24 protein-coding genes are annotated in these 21148 nt (G+C 71.6%); 14 read left to right on the top strand and 10 right to left on the bottom strand.

Annotated features, from left to right (window positions below; genetic code table 11):
- Position 1: 1 nt before the first annotated feature.
- A complete protein-coding gene (locus tag QRY02_RS47440) occupies positions 2-439 on the bottom strand; it encodes a VOC family protein (RefSeq protein WP_285989227.1) in 438 nt (145 codons plus the stop codon).
- Positions 440-514: 75 nt separating this feature from the next.
- Between QRY02_RS47440 and QRY02_RS47435 the strand changes: the two genes are divergently transcribed.
- From QRY02_RS47435 to QRY02_RS47420, 4 genes are all read left to right on the top strand, one after another.
- A complete protein-coding gene (locus QRY02_RS47435; RefSeq protein ID WP_285989226.1) occupies positions 515-1801 on the top strand; it encodes an O-acetylhomoserine aminocarboxypropyltransferase/cysteine synthase family protein in 1287 nt (428 codons plus the stop codon).
- Positions 1798-2283, top strand: coding sequence for a CoA-binding protein (locus QRY02_RS47430; protein ID WP_285989225.1), 486 nt, complete (start codon positions 1798-1800; stop codon positions 2281-2283). Before QRY02_RS47435 ends, QRY02_RS47430 begins: the two co-directional genes overlap by 4 nt.
- Positions 2284-2321: 38 nt before the next feature.
- Positions 2322-3071 carry an MBL fold metallo-hydrolase gene (locus QRY02_RS47425; protein ID WP_285989224.1) on the top strand — a complete coding sequence of 250 codons (750 nt, stop codon included), beginning with the start codon at positions 2322-2324 and terminating at the stop codon, positions 3069-3071.
- Between the two features lie 74 nt (positions 3072-3145).
- Positions 3146-3319 (top strand): hypothetical protein, encoded by a 174-nt coding sequence (locus QRY02_RS47420; RefSeq protein ID WP_285989223.1) that lies wholly within the window; start codon positions 3146-3148, stop codon positions 3317-3319.
- A gap of 39 nt (positions 3320-3358) precedes the next feature.
- On the opposite strand, the gene alc is transcribed toward QRY02_RS47420, so the two are convergent.
- Both alc and allB read right to left on the bottom strand, forming a co-directional pair.
- On the bottom strand, positions 3359-4372 hold the full coding sequence (gene alc / locus QRY02_RS47415; RefSeq protein WP_285989222.1) for an allantoicase: 1014 nt from the start codon (positions 4370-4372) through the stop codon (positions 3359-3361).
- 1 nt (position 4373) lies between these two features.
- Entirely contained in the window at positions 4374-5702 is a 1329-nt protein-coding gene (gene allB, locus QRY02_RS47410; protein ID WP_285989221.1) for an allantoinase AllB, read from the bottom strand.
- Positions 5703-5831: 129 nt separating this feature from the next.
- Between allB and QRY02_RS47405 the strand changes: the two genes are divergently transcribed.
- From QRY02_RS47405 to QRY02_RS47380, 6 genes are all read left to right on the top strand, one after another.
- Positions 5832-6308 (top strand): helix-turn-helix domain-containing protein, encoded by a 477-nt coding sequence (locus QRY02_RS47405; protein WP_285989220.1) that lies wholly within the window; start codon positions 5832-5834, stop codon positions 6306-6308.
- 55 nt (positions 6309-6363) lie between these two features.
- On the top strand, positions 6364-6813 hold the full coding sequence (gene uraD / locus QRY02_RS47400; RefSeq protein WP_285989219.1) for a 2-oxo-4-hydroxy-4-carboxy-5-ureidoimidazoline decarboxylase: 450 nt from the start codon (positions 6364-6366) through the stop codon (positions 6811-6813).
- Positions 6810-7127 (top strand): hydroxyisourate hydrolase, encoded by a 318-nt coding sequence (gene uraH / locus QRY02_RS47395; RefSeq protein WP_285989218.1) that lies wholly within the window; start codon positions 6810-6812, stop codon positions 7125-7127. Before uraD ends, uraH begins: the two co-directional genes overlap by 4 nt.
- Before the next feature lie 2 nt (positions 7128-7129).
- Positions 7130-8011: a factor-independent urate hydroxylase gene (pucL, locus tag QRY02_RS47390; protein WP_285989217.1), complete on the top strand. Its 882-nt coding sequence runs from the start codon at positions 7130-7132 to the stop codon at positions 8009-8011.
- Positions 8012-8038: 27 nt separating this feature from the next.
- Positions 8039-8623 (top strand): TetR/AcrR family transcriptional regulator, encoded by a 585-nt coding sequence (locus tag QRY02_RS47385; RefSeq protein ID WP_502874177.1) that lies wholly within the window; start codon positions 8039-8041, stop codon positions 8621-8623.
- A gap of 110 nt (positions 8624-8733) precedes the next feature.
- A complete protein-coding gene (locus QRY02_RS47380) occupies positions 8734-10314 on the top strand; it encodes a glycoside hydrolase family 27 protein (RefSeq protein ID WP_285989216.1) in 1581 nt (526 codons plus the stop codon).
- A gap of 1 nt (position 10315) precedes the next feature.
- Here QRY02_RS47380 and pucD read toward each other — a convergent pair whose 3' ends face one another.
- The 4 genes from pucD to QRY02_RS47360 are packed head-to-tail and all read right to left on the bottom strand — an operon-like array spanning position 10316 to position 15235.
- Positions 10316-12571, bottom strand: a complete 2256-nt coding sequence (gene pucD / locus QRY02_RS47375; RefSeq protein ID WP_285989215.1) for a xanthine dehydrogenase subunit D — start codon at positions 12569-12571, stop codon at positions 10316-10318.
- Entirely contained in the window at positions 12568-13908 is a 1341-nt protein-coding gene (locus tag QRY02_RS47370; RefSeq protein WP_285989214.1) for an 8-oxoguanine deaminase, read from the bottom strand. Before QRY02_RS47370 ends, pucD begins: the two co-directional genes overlap by 4 nt.
- Positions 13905-14372, bottom strand: coding sequence for a (2Fe-2S)-binding protein (locus tag QRY02_RS47365; protein ID WP_285989213.1), 468 nt, complete (start codon positions 14370-14372; stop codon positions 13905-13907). Before QRY02_RS47365 ends, QRY02_RS47370 begins: the two co-directional genes overlap by 4 nt.
- A complete protein-coding gene (locus QRY02_RS47360) occupies positions 14363-15235 on the bottom strand; it encodes an FAD binding domain-containing protein (protein ID WP_285989212.1) in 873 nt (290 codons plus the stop codon). Before QRY02_RS47360 ends, QRY02_RS47365 begins: the two co-directional genes overlap by 10 nt.
- A gap of 122 nt (positions 15236-15357) precedes the next feature.
- Between QRY02_RS47360 and QRY02_RS47355 the strand changes: the two genes are divergently transcribed.
- Together QRY02_RS47355 and QRY02_RS47350 are read left to right on the top strand one after the other, a co-directional pair.
- Complete coding sequence (locus tag QRY02_RS47355; protein ID WP_285989211.1) at positions 15358-16680, top strand: PucR family transcriptional regulator; 1323 nt, start codon at positions 15358-15360, stop codon at positions 16678-16680.
- A 113-nt stretch (positions 16681-16793) separates the two neighbouring features.
- Positions 16794-17282: a MarR family winged helix-turn-helix transcriptional regulator gene (locus tag QRY02_RS47350; RefSeq protein WP_285989210.1), complete on the top strand. Its 489-nt coding sequence runs from the start codon at positions 16794-16796 to the stop codon at positions 17280-17282.
- A gap of 22 nt (positions 17283-17304) precedes the next feature.
- On the opposite strand, the gene QRY02_RS47345 is transcribed toward QRY02_RS47350, so the two are convergent.
- Positions 17305-17631 (bottom strand): DoxX family protein, encoded by a 327-nt coding sequence (locus QRY02_RS47345; RefSeq protein ID WP_285989209.1) that lies wholly within the window; start codon positions 17629-17631, stop codon positions 17305-17307.
- 37 nt (positions 17632-17668) lie between these two features.
- Positions 17669-18949 (bottom strand): C4-dicarboxylate transporter DctA, encoded by a 1281-nt coding sequence (dctA, locus tag QRY02_RS47340; protein ID WP_285989208.1) that lies wholly within the window; start codon positions 18947-18949, stop codon positions 17669-17671.
- A 93-nt stretch (positions 18950-19042) separates the two neighbouring features.
- Here dctA and QRY02_RS47335 point away from each other — a divergent pair, with 93 nt between their 5' ends.
- Positions 19043-20194: a DUF2786 domain-containing protein gene (locus QRY02_RS47335; RefSeq protein ID WP_285989207.1), complete on the top strand. Its 1152-nt coding sequence runs from the start codon at positions 19043-19045 to the stop codon at positions 20192-20194.
- A gap of 4 nt (positions 20195-20198) precedes the next feature.
- Here the strand turns inward: QRY02_RS47335 and QRY02_RS47330 are convergent, their stop codons facing one another.
- Entirely contained in the window at positions 20199-20435 is a 237-nt protein-coding gene (locus QRY02_RS47330) for a hypothetical protein (RefSeq protein WP_285989206.1), read from the bottom strand.
- Positions 20436-20787: 352 nt separating this feature from the next.
- Between QRY02_RS47330 and QRY02_RS47325 the strand changes: the two genes are divergently transcribed.
- Positions 20788-21129 carry a hypothetical protein gene (locus tag QRY02_RS47325; RefSeq protein ID WP_285989205.1) on the top strand — a complete coding sequence of 114 codons (342 nt, stop codon included), beginning with the start codon at positions 20788-20790 and terminating at the stop codon, positions 21127-21129.
- Positions 21130-21148 lie beyond the last annotated feature (19 nt).

The following is a 21148-nucleotide window of genomic DNA, read 5'->3' as shown; positions in this document are numbered from 1 at the left end:
CTCACAGCACGCAGAACTCGTTGCCTTCGGGATCGGCCATCACGAAGTGATCGGGACGGCCGTCGAGCTTGTCCTCGCGCAAGACGGTCGCGCCGGCGGCGGTCAGCCGGGCGACCGCCTCCACGACCCGCTCCCAGCGCGTCTCCCACGGCACCTCGCGCCCGCCACCGGCCTGGACGTCCAGGTGGAGGCGGTTCTTCGTGGTCTTCGCTTCGGGCACCTTGAGGAAGCTCAGGCTCGGCAGGACGCCTTCGGGATCGGTCAGGTACGCGCCGTCGTCCCACTCCGCCTCGGGCACGCCGTGCCGGGTGAACCACGCTTCCCAGCTCGCGAACCCCGCCGGGGGCGGGCGTTCGATGTAGCCGAGGGCCACCGACCAGAACCTCGCCAGCGCGCGGGGGTCCGCGCAGTCGATCGTCACGCTCCAGCGCACCGTCACGGATGGGAGCGTAGCCGCGCCCACGCGCTGAGAGCGCGTGTCATCCGGGGGATGGTGCGGTTACCGTGGGCTCCGATGAGTGAACGCAGCTGGGGCTTCCGCACCCGCGCCCTGCACGCGGGTGGCACGCCCGATCCCGCGACCGGGGCGCGGGCCGTGCCGATCTACCAGACCACGAGCTTCGTCTTCGAGGACGCCGCCGATGCCGCGAACCTCTTCGCGCTGCAGAAGTACGGCAACATCTACAGCCGGATCGGGAATCCGACCGTGGCCGCCTTCGAGGAGCGGATCGCCAGCCTCGAAGGCGCCATCGGCGGCGTCGCCACCGCCAGCGGGCAGGCCGCGGAGTTCCTCACCTTCAGCGCGCTCACCGAGGCCGGCGACCACATCGTGTCCGCGAGCGGTCTCTACGGCGGCACCGTCACCCAGCTCACCGGCACGCTCCGGCGCTTCGGTGTCGAGACGACCTTCGTCAGCGGCGGCATCGACGACTACGCCGCCGCCATCACCGACCGGACGCGCCTGCTCTACACCGAGGTGATCGGCAACCCCGGCGGCGGCATCGCCGACCTCGCCGCGCTGGCGGACCTCGCGCACGCCCACGACGTCCCGCTCGTGGTGGACGCGACGCTGGCGACGCCGTACCTGTGCCGCCCGATCGAGCACGGCGCCGACATCGTGCTGCACTCGGCGACGAAGTTCCTCGGCGGGCACGGGACCACGCTCGGCGGGATCGTCGTCGAGTCGGGGAAGTTCGACTGGGGCAACGGGAAGTTCCCGCGGATGACCGAGACCGTCGACAGCTACGGCGGATTGAAGTACTGGGAGAACTTCGGCGAGTACGCGTTCTGCACCCGGCTGCGCGCCGAGCAGCTGCGGGACATCGGCGCGGTTCTGTCGCCGCATTCGGCTTTCCTGCTGCTGCAAGGGGTCGAGACGCTCCCGCAGCGGATGGACGCGCACGTGGCGAACGCCCGCGCGGTCGCCGAGCACCTCGAGGCGGACCCGCGGGTGGCGTGGGTGTCCTACGCCGGGCTGCCGTCGCACCCGCATCACGACCTGGCGCGGAAGTACCTGCCGGCCGGGCCGGGCGCGGTGTTCTCCTTCGGCATCGACGGCGGCCGCGCGGCCGGCGAGAAGTTCGTCGAATCGGTGGAGCTGCTGTCACACCTGGCGAACGTCGGCGACGCGCGGACGCTCGTCATCCACCCGGCGTCGACCACGCACGCACAGCTGTCGGAGGAGCAGCTCGCCGCCGCGGGCGTCGGGCCCGACCTGATCCGCCTGTCGGTCGGCCTCGAAGACGTCGACGACATCCTCTGGGACCTCGACCAGGCGCTGGGCAAGGCGGTGGCCGGATGACGCACAGCGTCCACCACGTCGGCGCCGTCGAGCGGCGCGCGATCCTGCAGCGGACGAAGTCCGTGACGCTGGTCGGCGCGTCGGCCAACCCGGCGCGGCCGAGCTATTTCGTCGCGACCTACCTGCTCTCCTCGACGCGCTACGAGGTCAACTTCGTCAACCCGCGCCTGGACACGCTGTTCGGGAAGCCGGTGTACGCCTCGCTCAAGGACGTTCCGGGCGAACCGGACCTGGTCAGCGTCTTCCGCAAGCACGACGACCTGCCCCAGGTCGCCGAGGAGGTCGTCGACGCCGGCGCGCGGACGCTGTGGCTGCAACTCGGGTTGTGGCACGAGCCGGTGGCCGACCGGGCGCGCGAAGCCGGGCTGGACGTGGTGATGAACCGGTGCGTGAAGATCGAGCACGCCCGCTTCGCCGGCGGCCTGCACCTGGCCGGATTCAACACGGGCGTGATCAGCTCGCGGCGGCAGTCGGCGCCCTGAGCGGGAAGAGAACGGACGTTCCCGCGGTTGGCCCCGGTATGACATTGGGGATCACGTTCTCCGGCGGCCCGACCGCCCTGCTGGAACTGGGCGGCGTCCGGCTGCTCACCGACCCGACCTTCGACGCGCCCGGCGACCACCCCGTCGGCGAGCGGGTGCTGGTCAAGACCGAGGACTCGGTGCTGTCCGAAGACGCGGTCGGGGTGGTGGACGCCGTCCTGCTGTCGCACGACCAGCACCCCGACAACCTCGACGACCGCGGCCGCGCGTATCTCGCGACGGTGCCGCTGACGCTGATCACGCCCAGCGGAGCCGAGCGGCTCGGCGGGACGGCCCGGGGTCTGGCGCCGTGGGATTCGGCGCGGGTCGGGCCGCTGACCGTCACGGCGGTTCCGGCGCTGCACGGACCGGAGGGCGCTTCGCGGCTCACCGGGGACGTGACCGGCTTCGTCCTGACCGGTGACGGGCTGCCGACGGTGTACGTGAGCGGGGACAACGCGTCGGTGGATCTGGTGCGGGAGATCGCGGCGCGGTTCCGGGTGGACATCGCGGTGCTGTTCGCCGGCGCCGCCCGGACGAAGTTCTTCGACGGCGCTCCCCTGACGCTGACCAGCGCCGCCGCGGTCGAAGCGGCGAAGGTGCTCGACGCGGCGAAGGTGGTCCCGCTGCACTTCCGCGGCTGGCTGCACTTCAGCGAGGGCCCGGACGTGCTGCGGCGGGAGTTCGAAGCGGCGGGGCTGACCGACCGGCTGGTGCTCCTCGAACCCGGGCAGCGCGCGGAGGTGTGAGGCCGGGCAGGTGCGCGGTGCGAGCCGCGCACCCGCGCCGGAAGGCCGGCCCGGGCGCGTGAGAGGCTGGCGCCATGGCCAAACCCACCCCGCTGCAGTTCCGGAACATCCTCGTCGCCCTCCTCGCGGCGGCGGGCTTCGTCTGGAGCATCGTGGTGGGTATGCAGTGGTGGGTGAGCGCGATCATCGGCTGCGCCTGCGTCCTGTCTCTGGCCTCGGCGTACCTCAACCGCCCCGACGCGAACTGACCGCGAGCCGCCGGCGGGATCCGGCGGCTCGTGAGCCGGTCACCGCGTCTTCGCGTACCTCGCCTTCAGGTTCGTGCGGCCCGCCTCCGTGAGCCGCCCGATCAGGCGCAGCCTCGCCAGGCCGCCGTCCGGGTAGATGTCCAGCCTGGCCTCGGTCACCTCGGGGGCGTCCGGCAGCGCGAAGCGGTGGCGGGTGTCCGGCTGCAGCCGCGTCTTCGGCAGCAACGGAACCCACTCGCCGTACGTTTCGCGGCCGCTGACCGACGCCCAGCCCGGCGCGTTGCCCTTCAGGTTGCTCGTGTCCAGCTCCGCGAACCGGATGATCCCGGCCCCCGCCAGCCGCAGCGTCACCCAGTCGTTGCCGTCGTCGCGACGGCGGGCCGTCTCCCAGCCCTCCGCCTGGTGGGCGGCCAGGCCCGGCGAGAGGATGTTGTTCGGCGACGAATAGAACCGGTTGCTGCAGCCCGTGACGAGCGCGCCGTTCTCCAGCGCCGCCAGGTCGAGTGCGTCCAGGTCGAGCAGCGCCGGGTCCGGGATCGGCGCACCGTGCACGCGCAGGCGCGCCACGCCGCCGTCCGGGTGCTGCGTCAGCCGCACATGCGTGTAGCGCCGCGAACCGTTGACCGCGTAGAAGTTCTCCGTGTGCCCGGCCGCCGGGGCGTGGTCGACCAGGACGTCCCAATCGGCCGCGGCCACCTCCGCCGCCGACGGGTAGCCCGGCAGCGACGTCGCCTCGACCGAGACGAACGGCGGGTAGTTGCCCTTGAAGAACGCCGTGTCGACGATGACGCCGGTGATCGTGCCGGCCAGGCCGAGCCGCACGATGGCCTGGTCGTCGCCCGGTTCGCGGTGGCGGCGGGTCTCCCAGCCGTCGTAGACCTGGCCCTTCGGCCCGAACGTCTCCGCGCGGTGCGCCGGCACCCACGGGTTGACGAGGTTCTCCTTCTCGGCGAACAGCTCGTCGGTCGCCCACATCACCGTCCCGCCGAAGCGGCGGGAGGCGAGGTCGGGCAGTTCTGTCCACTCCGGACGGTCGGACACCACGGCCTCCATTTCAGCAGTTCCCCCGGGTCAGCAGCGCACCGCGCGGCTGGTCACCGGTGATTTCGGTGCCCCGCAGCCACGTCGAGCGCACGACGCCGGCGAGCGGGCGCCGGTCGTAGGCACTGACCGGGTTGCGGTGCTTCAGTTTCGCGACGTCGACCACGAACGCCTCGTCCGGCGCGAACACGCAGAAGTCGGCGTCGCCGCCCACCGCCAGGCGCCCCTTGCGGCGCATCCCGGCCTGCGCGGCCGGGCGCTCGGCCATCCATCCCACGACGTCGGTGAGCGCGAACCCGCGCTGCCGCGCCTGCGTCCAGATCGCCGGCAGCCCCAGCTGCAGGCTGGAAATGCCGCCCCAGGCCTGGCCGAAGTCGCCGCTGTCGAAGCGCTTCAGCTCCGGCGTGCACGGCGAGTGGTCGCTGACGATCGTGTCGATGACGCCGTCGGCGAGCCCCCGCCAGAGCAGCTCGCGGTTGGCCGCCTCGCGGATCGGCGGGCAGCACTTGAACTGCGTCGCACCGTCACGGATCTCCTCGGCGACGAAGCTGAGGTAGTGCGGGCAGGTCTCCGCCGACAGCGCCACGCCGTCGCGGCGCGCCGCGGCGATCAGCGGCAGAGCGTCCGAAGAGGACAGATGGAGGATGTGCGCCCGGGCGTCGTTGCGCCGGGCCGCCTCGATGACGTGCGCGATCGCGAGGTTCTCCGCCCGCCTGGGCCGCGAGTGCAGAAAGTCGACATAGCGACCTCCGTGCGGCTCGGGCGCCTCGTCGATCTCGTGCGCGTCCTCGGCGTGGACGATCATGAGCGCGTCGAAGGAACTCAGCTCCCGCAACGCTTCGTCGAGCCCGGCCGGATCCAGCGGCGGGAACTCGTCGACGCCGGAGTGCAGCAGGAAGCACTTGAAGCCGAACACCCCGGCATCGTGCAGGCCCCGCAGTTCCCCGGCGTTGCCCGGGATGGCGCCACCCCAGAAGCCGACGTCGACGTGCACCCGGCCGGTCGCCGCGGCGCGCTTGACCTCCAGGGCCGCGACGTCGACGGTCGGCGGCAGGCTGTTCAGCGGCATGTCCACGATCGTGGTCACCCCGCCCGCCGCGGCCGCGCGGGTCGCCGTCTCGAAGCCTTCCCACTCGGCGCGGCCCGGGTCGTTGACGTGGACGTGCGTGTCGACCAGGCCCGGCAGCAGCACGACGTCGTCACCGAGGTCGAGGACGCGGTCGCCGGGCAGCGCCGCGCCGCCGGGTTCGACCGCGACGATCCGGCCCCTCTCGACGCCAACGGTCGCTGGGACCTCGCCCTCGGGCGTCACGGCCCGGGCGGCGCGCACCACAAGATCCATCCGAAAGCCCTTCTGCGGGAGGATGAGCACCGCCGATTTCACAGAACGGAAAGACGGTTTCGCACAACGACAGTAACCACGGCGCGCGCCGCTCGTCAACGACGGACGCGGCGCGTTACGGTCATCCCCGTGCGGCTTGAAGCGGAGTTCACCAGCGAACCGTTCCACGGCGAGGGGTCGCCGCCCGAACACGCCGTCGCCGCCCGCGACGCCGCCGCGGAAGCCGGGCTGGACACCGATTTCGGCCCGCTCGGCACGCTCGCCCGCGGTGAGGCGAAGGAACTGCTCGAAGCCCTCCCGGCGATCGCGAAGGCAGCCCTGGAGGGCGGCGCAACGCGCGTCACGCTGCAACTGCGCCGGGCCGACGACCCCGGCGGCACCCCGGTCGTCGAGCTGAACGACGCGCTGGCCCGGCTCATCGCCGACGTCGAGCGCGAACTGGGCGCCAAGCTGGGCGAACTCGACCGCGCGGGCAAGCAGCGCGCGGTGCGACTGCTGCGCGAGCGCGGCGCCTTCGGCCTGCGGAAATCCGTCTCGTCGGTGGCCGACGCGCTGGGCGTCACGCGGTTCACCGTCTACAACTACCTCAACAGGGAAACCGACTGACCAGCGCTTTCAACAAAATGTTGACGGAATTCCGGCACCGACGTACGGTCAGCACGTGCTGCTCACCGAGTTCAACACCACCGACGTCCGGCCGCTGCTGACGGCGTGCCTCGCCGTCCCGCGCTGGGTCGACGCCGTGCTCGCCGGGCGCCCGTACGCCGATCTCGCCGCGCTGAAAGCGGCCGCCGACCTGCCGCTCAGCAGCGACGAGATCCGGCAGGCGATGGCCGCGCACCCGCGGATCGGGGAAAAGCCCGCGGCGGGCTGGGCGCGGTCGGAACAGTCCGGTGTGGACAACCCGGACGCGTTCGCCGCCGCGAACGCCGAGTACGAAGCCAAGTTCGGCCACGTCTACCTGGTCTGCGCGAGCGGGCGCAGCGGCGAGGAACTGCTGAAGATCCTGCGTGACCGGCTGGCCAACGACCCGGCGACCGAACTCGCGGTCGCCGGCCGTGAGCTGCTGAAGATCGCCGAACTCCGACTCGCGAAAGCGGTGACCGCGTGAGCCTCGTGACCACCCACGTCCTCGACACGGCCGCCGGCCGGCCCGCGCCGGGGATCGCCGTCCGGTTCGAGACCGCCGAGGGCGAGCCGATCGCCGAGGGCCGCACCGACGACGACGGCCGCATCCGCGACCTCGGCCCCGAGACCTTGGCACCGGGCGGCTATCGGCTCGTCTTCGACACCGGCACCTACCTGGGCCCGGACGCGTTCTTCCCGGAGGTGGCGCTCACCTTCCGGATCACCGACGGGAGCGCGCACCACCACGTGCCGCTCCTGCTCAGCCCGTTCGCCTATTCGACCTACCGAGGGAGCTGACCGTGGCCATCACCCTGGGCCCCAACCAGTACGGCAAGGCGGAGGTCCGCCTGGTCACGGTGCGCCGCGACGGCCCGGTGCACCACCTGAAGGACCTCACGGTGTCGACGTCCCTGCGCGGCGAGCTGGCCGCGACGCACCTCACCGGCGACAACGCCGGGGTGCTGGCGACCGACACGCAGAAGAACACCGTGTACGCCTTCGCGAAGGAGGCGCCGGTCGGCGAGATCGAGGACTTCGGCCTGCGCCTGGCCCGCCACTTCACCGGCACGCAGGAGAACATCACGGGCGCGCGCATCAAGGTCGACGAGCACGGCTGGGACCGGATCGCCGTCGGCGGCGAGCCGCACGACCACGCGTTCAGCCGGTCCGGCGACGAGCGCCGCACGACGGCGGTGACGCTCCAGGACGGGCGCGCGTGGGTCGTGTCCGGCATCGACGGCCTGACCCTGCTGAAGTCCACGGGTTCGGAGTTCCACGGCTTCCCCCGCGACGAGTACACCACGCTGGCGGAGACCGGCGACCGGATCTTGGCGACGGCCGTCACGGCGAAGTGGCGCTACCAGGGCGAGGGCATCGACTGGGCGGAATCGCACCGCGAGATCCGGCGGGTGATGCTGGAGACGTTCGCGACGAAGCACAGCCTTTCCCTGCAGCAGACGCTGTACGCGATGGGGTCGGCGGTGCTCGAGGTGCGGCCGGAAGTGGCCGAGGTGCGGTTGTCGCTGCCGAACAAACACCACTTCCTGGTGGACTTGAGCCCGTTCGCGCTGAAGAACGACAACGAGGTGTTCTACGCGGCGGACCGGCCGTACGGGCTGATCGAGGGCACGATCCTGCGGGACGACGCCGAGGAGCCGGGGCCGGCCTGGGACCTGCACTGAGTTGATAGAACGCTCTATCATCGAGAGGTGGCAGGGACCAAGGAACGCATCATGGCCGCCGGCGCCGAGCTCTTCCGGCGCAACGGCTACGCCGGTACCGGCCTGAAGCAGGTCGTCGCCGAGGCCAACGCGCCCTTCGGGTCCCTCTACCACTTCTTCCCCGGCGGCAAAGAGCAGCTCGGCGAAGAGGTCATCCGGACTTCCGGGCTCGCCTACATCGCCCTGTTCGACCTCTTCATCGCGCCCGCCGCGGACCTCGTCAGCGGCATCGAAGCCTTCTTCGCCGCCGGGATCGCGACCCTCGAAGCCACGGACTACGTCGAGGGCTGCCCGATCGCGACCGTTGCCCTCGAGGTCGCCGCCACCAACGAACCGCTGCGGAAAGCCACCGCCGACGTCTTCACCGCCTGGATCGACGCCGGGACCGAGAAGTTCGCGCGATTCGGCCTGACCCGGGAAGCGGCCCGGGCCCTCACCATCACCACCGTCAACAACCTCGAAGGCGCCTTCGTCCTCTGCCGCTCGCTGCGGGACACCGAAGCCATGGCCGTCGCCGGGGCCGCGACCGTCGACGTCGCCCGGCGGCTCCTCCAAGAGGACCCGCAACTTTAGTCGGTGCCGAACGCAAATCACCAACATGGGGCCTTGACCGCTGACAAGTCACCTCCGATGCTGCATGGTCTAGTCCTCCTGCCTCACAACGCCGTCCGGTTGGAGCCGCCATGCGCCGCGTCCTCGCCACCGCAGCAGCAGTCACAGTCACTGCAGCGGCCGTCTCGATCACGAGCCCGGTCGAAGCCCTCGAGAACGGCCTGGCCCGCACGCCACCGATGGGCTGGAACACCTGGAACACTTTCGAGTGCAACATCAACGAGACCCTGGTGAAGCAGACCACCGATCTGATGGTCGGCTCCGGGATGCGGGACCGCGGCTACACCTACGTCAACCTCGACGACTGCTGGATGACCCGCTCCCGCGACAGCGCGGGCAACCTCGTCGCCGATCCCGCGAAGTTCCCCAGCGGCCTCAAGGCCCTCGGCGACTACATCCACGCCCGCGGCATGAAGTTCGGCATCTACGAAAGCGCCGGCACCATGACGTGCCAGAGCTACCCCGGCAGCCTCGGCCACGAACAGGCCGACGCGAACCTCTTCGCGAGCTGGGGCGTCGACTACCTCAAGTACGACAACTGCTTCAACAACGGCAGCAACAGCCAGGAGGACTACATCCGGCGGTACTCGGCGATGCGCGACGCGCTGAAGGCCACCGGCCGCCCGATCGTCTACAGCATCTGCGAATGGGGTGACTTCGCCCCCGCGACCTGGGCCGCGGACGTCGGCAACCTGTGGCGCACCACCGGCGACATCACCAACAGCTGGGGCACCGTCGACGCGATCTACCGCCAGAACGTGGGGCTCGCCTCCGCCGCGAAGCCGGGCGCCTGGAACGACCCGGACATGCTCGAGGTCGGCAACGGCATGGGTTTCAAGGAGGACCGTGCGCACTTCACGCTGTGGGCGGCGATGGCCGCGCCGCTGATCGCGGGCGCCGATCTGCGCTCCGCGAGCGTCACCACCTTCTCCACCTACCTCAACGCGGATGTCATCGCCATCGACCAGGACCCGCTCGGCAAGCAGGCCCGGCGGATCGCCACCGGGAACGGGCTGGACGTCCTCGCGAAACCCCTCCGGGGCGGCGACGTCGCCGTGGTGCTGCTCAACGAGAACAGCACCGCGAACACCATCTCGACGACCGCCGCCGCGGCCGGGCTGCCAGCCGCGTCGAGCTACCGGCTCACCAATCTGTGGTCGAAGGAGGTCTCCACGACCGCCGGCGGGATCAGCGCGAACGTCCCGCCGCACAGCACGGTCGCCTACCGCGTGAAAGCCGGCGCGCACGGCACCAGCACCGACGCAACGCAGCCGATCCAGGGCGTCTCCTCGGCGCGGTGCATCGACGTCAGCGGCGGCTCGACGACGCCCGGCACCCCGGTCGACATCTGGGACTGCGGCGGCGGCCCGGTCCAGGCTTGGACGTTCACCGGCGCCGGTGAGCTCAAAGCCGGCGGCCTCTGCCTCGACGCGAGCGGCGGCACCAGCGCGTCCGGGACGAAGCTCATCGTCTGGGGCTGCCACGGCGGCGCGAACCAGAAGTTCCGGCTCGAGGCCGGCGGCTCGATCACCCAGGCCGGGCTGTGCGTCGACGTCACCGGCGGCGACAAGCCCGCCGGCAACGTCAACGGCACCCCGCTCGAGCTCTGGGGCTGCAACGACGAAGCCCACCAGAACTGGATGCTCAAGTAGCTCAGGTGCCCGTGAGGTGTTCCGGCCGGACCGGGACGCGGGTGAGCGCGAGCCCGGTCGCGGCCCGGATCGCGGCCACGATCGCCGGGGTCGACGAGATCGTCGGCGGCTCGCCGACCCCGCGCAGGCCGTACGGCGCGTGCGGGTCCGGGCGTTCCAGGACGTCGATGGTCATCGGCGGCATGTCCAGCACCGTCGGGATCAGGTAGTCGGTGAAGGAGGGGTTCCGGATCTTCCCGCCGGAGGTCTGGATCTCCTCCATCACCGCGAGGCCGAGCCCCTGCGCCGAACCGCCCTGGATCTGGCCCAGCACGGCCTGGGGGTTCAGCGCCTTGCCGACGTCCTGGGCGCAGTCCAGCGCGACCACCTTGACCAAGCCCAGCTCCGTGTCGACGTCGACGACCGCCCGGTGCGCGGCGAACGCGTACTGCACGTGCGCGGTGCCCTGGCCGGTTTCCGGGTCCAACGAAGAAGTCGGCCGGTGCCGCCACTCCACGGTTTCGTCGTGGACGTCGTCGCCGAGGACGTCCACCAAGTCGGCGAGCACCTGGCCGTCGGCCGCGACGAGCTTGCCGCCGACCACGCGCACCTTGGCGTCGAACCGCGAAAGCAGCCGCGCCCGCACCGCCACGCAGGCGGCCTGGACGGCGCCGCCGGTGACGTAGGTCTGGCGCGACGCCGACGTCGAACCGCCGTTGCCGATCGAGGTGTCCATCGGCAGGACCGTCACCTGGTCGACGCCGAGTTCGGTGCGGACGATCTGCTGCATGATCGTCACCAGGCCCTGGCCGACCTCGCAGGCCGCGGTGTGCACGGTCGCGGCCGGTTCGCCGCCGACCAGCTGCAGGCGCACGCGAGCCGTCGAGTAGTCGTCGAAGCCTTCGGAGAAGCAGACGTTCTTGATCCCGACGGCGTACCCGACGCCGCGGACGACCCCTTCGCCGTGCGTCGTGTTCGACACCCCGCCCGGCATGTGCCGCAGGTCGAACGGCCGTTCCGGCGGCATCGGCATGGCGCGCACGCGCTCCAGCAGCTCGGCCACGGGTGCCTCCGCGTCGACGACCTGGCCGGTCGGCATCGGATCGCCCTCGCTCATCGCGTTGCGGACGCGGACCTCGACCGGGTCCAGCCCGCAGGCGGCGGCGAGCTTGTCCATCTGGGACTCGTAGCCGAACGCCGCCTGCACCGCGCCGAAGCCGCGCATCGCGCCGCACGGCGGGTTGTTCGTGTACGTGCCCCAGCAGTCCACCGCCGCGCTGTCCACTTTGTACGGGCCGACGCCGAGCGTGGCCGCGTTCGCGACCACCGCACCCGTCGAAGACGCGTACGCGCCGCCGTCGAGGTACAGGCGTGCCTTGACGTACACGAGGCGGCCGTCGCGGGTGGCGCCGTGTTCGTAGTACATCTTCGCCGGGTGGCGGTGCACGTGCCCGTAGAAGGACTCTTCGCGGTTGTAGACCATCTTCACCGGCTTGCCGGTGTGCAGGGCGAGCAGGCACGCGTGCACCTGCATCGACAGGTCTTCCCGGCCGCCGAACGCCCCGCCGACGCCGCCGAGCGTCAGCCGCACCTTCTCGATCGGCAGTCCCAGAGCGGCCACGATCTGCTGCTGGTCGACGTGCAGCCACTGCGTCGCGACGTAGAGGTCGACGCCGCCTTCGGTGTCCGGCACGGCGAGCCCGGATTCCGGGCCGAGGAAGGCCTGGTCCTGCATGCCGACCTCGTAGACGCCGGAGACGACGACGTCCGCGGTGAGATCCTGCGGCCCGCGGCGGATCTTCACGTGCCGGACGACGTTGCCGCCTTCATGCAGCGAAGGCCCTTCGCCCGCGACCGCGGCTTCGGAGTCCGTCACCGGGGAAAGCTCTTCGTAGGTGACCTTGATCCGCTTCATCGCGCGGCGCGCGGTCTCCGGGTGGTCGGCGGCGACCAGCGCCACCGGCTCGCCCTGGTAGCGCACGACGTCGGAGGCGAGCACCGGCTGGTCGGCGTGCTCGAGGCCGTAGCGGTTGACGCCGGGGACGTCCTCGTGCGTCAGCACGGCTCGGACGCCGGGCACGGCCAGGGCTTCGGCGATGTCGATCGAGGTGATCCGCGCGTACGGGTGCGGGCTGCGCAGCGTCACGCCCCACACCATGTCCTCGTGCCACAGGTCCGAGGAGTACGCGAATTCGCCGCGGACCTTCACGATGCCGTCGGGACGCTGCGGCGACGTGCCGACGCCGTTGACCGTCGGCGTGCTGACGGTGGTGGTCATCTGCCCTCCCGCAGCCGGGCGCTCGCGGCCGCCAGCTCGCGGGCGATGGCGGACTCGTCGGCTTCGCGCAGGGTGCCGTCCTCGACGACGGCCTTGCCGCCGACGAACAGCCGGCGCAGCGGCGGCGGGGTGCCGAGCACCAGCGCCGCGACCGGGTCGGTGATGCCGGCGTGGTTCAGCCCGGTCAGGTCCCAGACGGCCAGGTCGGCGAGCTTCCCGGGTTCCAGGGAGCCCAGGTCGTCCGCGCGGCCCAGGCAGCGGGCGCCGCCCATCGTGCCCATCCACAGCGCTTCCCGCGTGGTCAGCCCGCGGGGCCCCCCGCGCTGGCGCGCCTGCAGCAACGCCTGGTGCAGCTCTTCGGCCAGGCCCCCGGACTCGCTGGACGCGGCTCCGTCGACCCCGAGGCCGACGGCCACCCCGGCGTCGAGCAGGTCGCGGACCGGGGCGATGCCGGAGCCGAGGCGGCCGTTGGACGTCGGGCAGTGCGCCGAGCCGGTGCCGGTCGCGCCGAACCGCCGGATCGCCTCGGGCGCCAGGTGCACGGTGTGCGCGAGCCAGACGTCTTCGGCGAGCCAGCCGAGCTTGTCGGCGTACTCGGCGGGCGTGCAGCCGACCTCGGCGAGGCACTGCTTCTCCTCGTCCAGCGTCTCGGCCAGGTGGGTGTGGAGCCGGACGCCCTTGCGGCGGGCGAGCTCGGCCGCGCCGGACATCAGCCGCTCGGTGACCGAGAACGGCGAGCAGGGGCCGACGGCGATCTGCAGGTGCGCCTCCGCCGAGTCGTCGTGGAACCGGCCGATCGCCGCTTCGGTGCCGGCCAGCGCGTCCTCGGTCGTCTCGACCAGGTTGTCCGGCGGCAGGCCGCCGTCGGACTCGCCGCGGTCCATCGACCCGCGCACCACGTGCAGCCGGACGCCGATGCGCTGGCGGGCCGCGGCCAGCGCCGCGACCTGGTCGCCACCGTCGCGCGGGAAGACGTAGTGGTGGTCGGCGACGGTGGTGCAGCCGGTCAGCGCCAGCCGTGCCATCCCGGCGGTGCCCGCGGCGTGCGTGATCTCGTCGTCGAGGCGGCCCCAGACCGGGTAGAGCGCGACCAGCCACTCGAAGAGCGTGTGGTCGGCGGCCAGCCCGCGGGTCGCCCACTGGTAGAGGTGGTGGTGGGTGTTGATCAGCCCCGGCGTGATCAGGCAGCCTTCGGCCTCGACGCGTTCGTCGAACTCACCGGTGTACACACCCTCGCCGACCTCGGCGATCCGGTCGTTCTCGACGACGACGTGCCCGCTCGCGTACTCCTCGCCGGAGACGGTGGCGATGGCCGCGTTCGCGATGAGCGTCTTCACGCGACACCACCGTTCGCCGCCGCGCGCACCGCGTCCAGGATCTTTTCGTAGCCGGTGCAGCGGCAGAGGTTGCCGGCCAGTGCCTCGCGGATCTCCTCGTCGGACGGGTCGGGGACGCGGTTCAGCAGGTCGTGCGCCGCGACGACCAGGCCCGGGGTGCAGAACCCGCACTGGACCGCCCCGGCGTCCACAAAGGACTGCTGGACCGGGTCGAGGGTGTCGCCGTCGGCCAGTCCCTCGACCGAGCGCACCCCGCGGCCCTCGGCCTGCCCGGCCGCGACCAGGCAGGCGCACACCGGGACGTCGTCGAGGTAGACCGTGCACGACCCGCATTCGCCCTGCTCACAGGCGTTCTTGGAGCCCGGCAGGCCGAGCCGTTCGCGCAGCACGTAGAGCAGGCTTTCGCCTTCCCAGACGTCGTCCGCCTGCCGCGGCTCGCCGTTGATCGTGACATTCAGGCGCATGCGCGCTCTCCCGTCCGGTGTTCTTCCCAGGCCCAAGTCAACGTACGCCGCGCCAGTACGGCAAGCGCGTGTTTCCGATACGCGGCGCTGCCCCGGACGTCGTCGATCGGCTCGGCGGCCGCGCCGACCAGGTCGCCGAAGCGGCGTTTCAGGGAGTCCGGCAGCGGCTCGGGTGCGGTCCACGGCAGCTCGGCGGCCAGGAAGTCCTCCGCCTCCCGGGCGCGGCGCGGGGTGGGCGCGGCCGAGCCGATCGCGGCGCCCACCACGCCGTCGCGCAGGGACAGCGCGAAGGAGCAGACCGCGATGACCATCGCGTTGCGCGTGCCGACCTTGGCGAACTGCTGCGGCCCGGCGTTGGCGGGCAGGTGGACGGCGGTGATCAGCTCGTCCGGAGCCAGCGCGTGCCGTTTCACGCCGACGTAGAACTCCTCCGCGCGGAGGAGGCGGGTCCCCCGGACGGAGGCCACCTCGACCCGCGCGTCCAGGGCGAGCAGCACCGGGTGGGTGTCCCCGGCGGGGGACGCGGCGCCGAGGTTGCCGCCGACCGTGCCGCGGTTGCGGATCTGCGGGGACCCGACGGTGCGGGAGGCCATGGCGAGCGCGGGGACGGATTCACCCACCTCGGTGATGACCCGGGAGTACGGGACGGCGGCGCCGAGCCGGACCGTGCCGCCCGAGTGGTCCACAGTGGACCACTCCGCGAGCTCGCCGACCCGGGTCAGGTCGAGCAGGGCCCCGGGACGCCGGTGGTCGAAGTTCAGCTCGACCATGACGTCGGTGCCGCCGGCGATCGGCACGGCCTCGGGCCGCCCGGCTTTGAGGGCCAGTGCCTCGGCGAGCGTCGTGGGACGCAGGAACTCCACTGGTTGCTCCTTCGTGGGGGCGATGGACCAGTAGACGACGGATCACGGCCGGGCGGCAACGGCACCACGCATGAAACGCACAGCAGCGGACGCGGGGGCGGTTGTGCTTTCCTACAAGCCTCATGACGACCGTGAAAACTCTGCTGGGCTTGCCGGGGCTGCGGCTGCGCCCGCGGGCCGGGGCCGACCTGCTCGACCGGCCGGTGACGCGCATCTACGTCACGGAGCTGTCCGACCCCGGACGGTACCTGTCGGCCGGTGAGCTGGTGCTTTCCGGCCTGCTGTGGTGGCACGCCCCGGGCGACGCCGAGCCGTTCGTGGCCGCGCTGGCCCGCGCGGGCGCGGCGGCGCTGGCCGCGTCCGGCGCCGACTCGGACGGCATCCCGGACGACGTCGTCGACGCCTGCGTCCGGCACCGGATCCCGCTGCTGGAAGTGCCGGCCGACCTGTCGTTCTCGGTGATCACCGAGCAGGTCGTGCTGGCGCTGGCGGCCGCGTCCGACAGCGCGCGCAAACGTTTGCAGGCGGCCGCGGAGGCCCCGGTCGAGACGCTGCTGGAACGCGCGGCGGCGGAACTCGGGCTGCCCTGCTGGGTGCTGTCGGGACTGGGCAGGCTGATCGCGGGGACGGCCCCGCTGCCGATGCCGGCCGGCGACGTCGTCCGCCGCCACGCGGCCCGTGAGCCCGGGCCGCTGACGCTGGTCCCGGTCGAGGGGCGGCACGCGGTGCCGTGGCTGATCGCGGTCGGGGGGCCGCTGAGCACCGCGCAGGCCGAGCTGGCCGAGGAGGTGGCGGGGCTCGTCGGGGTCACGCGGGCTCGCGGGTCCCGGCTCGAGGTGTCGTTGCCCGAGGAGGTGTGCGTGGTCGGGTTGCGGACCGAAGGCAGTGACGAGAGCCGGGACGTCCTGAGCGAGTGGCTCCCGGACGCGCTGCTGCTCGAGACGGCGGCGGAAACGTCGTACGCGGCGACCGCACTGCGGCCGTCACCGGCGGAATTGTCCATTGTGGAACCCCTGCTCCGGGCGAAGCGGATCGTCTGCGGCATCGGCGACCCGGGCCCGCGCGACGAGGCGGCGCAGAGCGCGCGGTACGCGGTGGAGGTGGCGGCCCGGCGGACGGGCCGGGTGGCGGTGGTTCCGGCCGGCGAGGTGGACGTGCACGAGCTGCTGCTGGCCGGCACCCCGGACGGGCTGCGCGCGGCCCTGCGCCGCCGGGTGCTCGGACCGCTGCTGGCGTACGACGCGGAGCAGCACACGGATCTGGTGCACACGGTCCGCGTGTTCCTGGAGTGTTCGGGCTCGCCGACCCGCGCGGCGAAGGAGTTGCACGTCCACGTCAACACGCTGCGGTACCGCATCGGACGCGCGGGCGAGCTGCTGGGCGCGGACTTGACGGAGTTCACCGACCAGCTCGACGTGTACCTCGCCTTGCGCGCCGGCGACTAGAACCATCGCCGCGCCGCCGGCGCGGACGGCCGCTCGGCGCAGGGGACGAGCCTCGCACCCCATCGGCCGCCGTCTCGCGTTGCGGGAGCGGAGGCAGGGGGGAGGATGAGGACGTGGATCCCGACATCGGTTCGGCCCGGCAGGCGGCGGACGACGCCCGCGTGCTCGCCTTCGGGCGGCTGCAGGGTGCCGCGCACCGGCTCGGGTACCTGCTCGGGCGGGCGCTGGAACGGGAATGCGGGATCACGCACCTGATGTACGAGGTCCTGCTGATCGTGGGCCGCACCGGGGAAGACGGGCTGACCATGCGCTCGATCGCCCAGGAACAGGTGCTCACCACCGGCGGTGCGACCCGGCTGGTCGACCGGATGGTCGCCACCGGGCTGGTGACCCGCACCACTTCCCCCAGCGACGGGCGGGTCCAGCTCGTCCGGCTGACCGCCCTCGGTGAGGAAACGACCGTGCGGGCCACCCGCGTGCACGTCGAGAACATCGAGCAGTTCTTCTTCGGGCCGCTGCCCGCGGACCACCGCGAGCGGTTCGCCGACGACCTGCGGACGTTGAGCCACTTCGCCCGCGATGCCCTCCCCCGGCTGCGTTAGACCGCTGCGTCAGACCACTGCGTCACACCACCGTCGCCACCGCGAGGCCGAGGAAGACCGCAGGCACCGCGCCGGTGGCGAACCGGCGGGCGCGGACGTGGGCCGCGATCGCCCCGAGGTAGAACAGGGTCAGGCCGATCGCCGCCGTCACGCCGAGGACCGGAACGCCGAGCAGGCCGAGGAGCAGCCCGGCCGCACCGGCGAGCTTCAGTGTGCCGAGAGCGGGGAGCCACCCCGGCGGAACGTCGACGGCGGCCGAGGTGGCGAGGACGAACCGCGCCTTCAGCAGGTCCGCGAGGCCGATGCCCGTGTTGAGCGTGATCGTGACGAGAGCCGCGGCAGTGTTCATGCCTCCCCGACGGGCCTGCCGCCCGGAAGGTGACCGGTCAGGCCGCGACCGGCGTCGCCCCTTCCAGCGTCTCCCGCAGCTTGTCCCGGTCCAGCTGGCCTTCGGACTTCGCGACCACGAACGTCGCCACGCAGTTGCCGAGCAGGTTGACGAACACGCGCATCGAGTCCATCAGGCGGTCCGCGCCCAGCAGCAGGGCCACGCCCGCCACCGGGAACGCGCCGATCGCCGCGGCCGTCGCCGACAGGGCCAGGAAACTCGAGCCCGGGACGCCCGCCATGCCCTTCGACGTCAGCATCAGGATCAGCACCGCCAGCAGCTGCTGGCCGAGCGTCATCTCCACGCCGAACGCCTGGGCCAGGAACACCGTGCAGATCGACAGGTAGATGGTCGCGCCGTCCAGGTTGAACGAGTACCCGGTCGGCACCACCAGCCCCGTCGCCGCGCGCGAGCAGCCCGCGTCGGTGAGCTTGGCCATGATCCGCGGCATCACCGACTCCGTCGAGGCCGTGCCCAGCGCGAGCAGGAACTCTTCGCGCGCGTAGCGGAGGAACTTCCAGACCGAAACCCCGGCGTAGAACCGGGAAATCGCGGCGAGGACGAGGGTGAAGAGCACAGCCGCGCCGTAGCACGCGGCGATCAGCTTCGCGTAGGTGCCCAATGTGGACAGGCCGTATTGGCCGATGATGAACGCCATCGCGCCGAACGCGCCCAGCGGCGCGACCCGCATGATCCAGCCCATCACCTTGAAGATGACCTGCTGCACCTGGTCGACGAAACCGAGCACCAGCGGCGCCCGCTCCCGCCCGATCGCGGCCAGCGCCACGCCGAAGAACACCGCGAACACCAGAACCTGCAGCAGCTGGTTCTGCGCGAACGCGTTGACCACGCTGTCGGGGATGGTGTGCAGCAGGAAGTCCCCGATCGACGGCAGCTGCCCGCCCTTGGTCTGCGCGGCGACGGCGTGCGGGTCCAGCGTCGCCGGGTTGATGTCCAGCCCGGCGCCGGGCCGGAAGACGTTCGCCACGACCAGGCCGAACAGCAACGCGAACGTCGTGACGACCTCGAAGTAGACGATGGCCTTGAGTCCGATTCGTCCGACCGCTTTGACGTCGCCGACGGTCGCGATCCCGGTCACCACGACACAGAAGATCAGCGGCGCGATGATCATCTTGATCAGCCGGATGAACCCGTCCCCGACCGGCTTGAGCTGGGCACCGAGCGCCGGCCAGAGGTGTCCGACCAGCACGCCGGCGACCACCGCCACGAGCAGCTGCAGGAACACCGACGTCCACCAGGGCCTCTTGTTCTCCGCCATGGCAGGACCATAGGCATCGGATGTTCCGGCGGTGTTAACGCTCGCAGTGACGTACCCGATGCCCGGAAACGTCACTGCGGCAGACTGGGCGGGGTGGGCAAGCGGAAGCAGGTTCGCGTCGGCCCGCCGCCGGCGACGGTCGAAGAATTCGGCGGCGCGTTGCTCGCCGCCGTACCCGGCGAGGCCGACCGGCTGGCGCCGGGGTTCACCCTGCCGGCCGAACTCGCCGAAGCCGCGGACCGGACCGGACGGCAGCTGATCGCCCGTGCGTGCCGGGGTGGCTGGCTGCCCGAGGACCTCCAGGAGGCGGCTCGGCGCCGCCTGGACGAGTTCGCCGGCTCGTACCTGCTCGACACGCTCGCCGCCTACGCCGGGCAGTTCACGACCATGCATCCGGAGTGGCGAGAGCAGCTCGACGCGGCGGGCGCCGTCCGCTGGTGGACCGAGACCGAGCCGCACCTGCCGCAGTGGGCGGCGAAGCACATCCTCACGCCGTCCGAAGCGGTGGCGGCGGTCATCGAAGCCTTCGGCCTGCTGAAGACGCTGCCGGCGGTGACCGTCGTGCTGCCTGCGCCGGGAACGCCGCTGGAACGTCCGGTACGGCAGCACGTCGACGAGAAGAAGCTGAGCCGGGTCCGCGCGCTGCTCGCCAAGGCGGAGTCGAGCTCGTTCCCGGAGGAGGCCGAGGCCCTTTCGGCGAAGGCGCAGGAGCTGATGACCCGCCACGCCCTCGACCGCGTGCTGGTCGAGGCCACCGAGAACGCACCCGATCGGCCCGCGGCCCGCCGGATCTGGCTCGACACGCCGTACACCGACGCCAAGTCGCTGCTGGTCCACGTCGTCGCGAAGGCCAACCGCTGCCGCGCGGTCTTCGACCCGCGCTGGGAGTTCGTCACCGTCATCGGCGACGAGGACGACCTGGACTCGGTCGCCCTGCTGACGACGTCCCTGCTGGTCCAGGCGACGCGGGCGATGATCACCGACCCGGCCGGCCGGTCGCGGCCGTTCCGGAAATCCTTCCTCGTCTCGTACGCCACCCGGATCGGCGAGCGGCTCGAACGAGCGGCGGAAGCGACGATCGCCCAGGAGCCGGAGCTGCTGCCGGTGCTGGCTTCGCACGAGAAGAACGTGGCTGCGGCCTTCACCACGCACTTCCCCGAAGTGGTGAACAAATCGGTGACCGTGCGCAGCCACGAAGGCTGGGGCGCGGGCCGCGCGGCCGCCGACCGCGCCCGGCTGCGCTGAGCGGCTACAGGAAGATCTTCACCAGCTGGTCGCGGCCGTCCTGGTCACGCACCAGGACCTGCTTGCCCGCCTTGAGCTCGGCGTCGACGAACTCGTACACCAGCAGCGCCCGGTTGACGAGGTCGACCTTCTTCAGGCCGGTGCGTTCCTGCAGCTTCGCCAGCGCATCGACCGCTTCGGCGATCAACGCGACATTGACGCGGTCGACCACGGCGGACCGGTTCGCCTCACCTGCGGGCATGGTGCCTCCTCTTGCGTGCCACCCCATCATGGCAGGTTCGCCACCGAAAACACACATATTTCGCAGCGAAAGAGTGTTGCGGTCCAAGCAGCCGGCGCTCTAAAGTCGAAGTGCGAGCTTTGGCGCGAACCCGTCCTTCATGCAGGCGGGCCGAGTGATCGGGAAGCAGGACCACGCTTCCTCGCGACAGGGACTCCGGTTACCGGACAGCAGGTGTGCCCTGGCGAGGGGGGCACGGCATGTCGCCGGTCGGTAACCGGCCGCGGCATGCGCCGCGGCCACGAGAAGTGGTCCCCGGTCCGACGTGCCGCCACGGGCGCTTGACCGGGCCCGGAAAGGAACGGGCACGAGCATGGGTGCCGAAATCGAGCGTGCGGATCCGTCCGGACCTCACGAAGTGGAGCCGGACCGGGACGACAACCCGAGCCGGTTCGCGCACGTCCGGATCGAGACGTCGGAGGTGAAGGCGGAAATGGCGGTGCCATCGAGCCAGACCCGCCGGCTGCTCACCACGGTCTTGGACGTGCTGGTCGTGCTCGGCGCGGTCCTCGGACCGACGCTCACGTTGAAGGCGGCTTCGGCGGCTCTTCCGACATGGGCGACAGCCGGGACGATCGCCGGTCAGCTCGCCTTGCTGACCGTGGTTGCCGTGATCGGGCACCGCCCGGACCACCCCGGCCGGTTGCCGTCGTAGCAGCCGCCGTGAGCAGTGG

The sequence above is a fragment of the Amycolatopsis sp. DG1A-15b genome, from assembly GCF_030285645.1.
In the GTDB taxonomy this organism is placed as follows: Bacteria; Actinomycetota; Actinomycetes; order Mycobacteriales; family Pseudonocardiaceae; genus Amycolatopsis.
The sequence above is the reverse complement of the archived record's forward strand: the minus strand, read 5'-3'. Positions and strand labels throughout refer to the sequence as shown.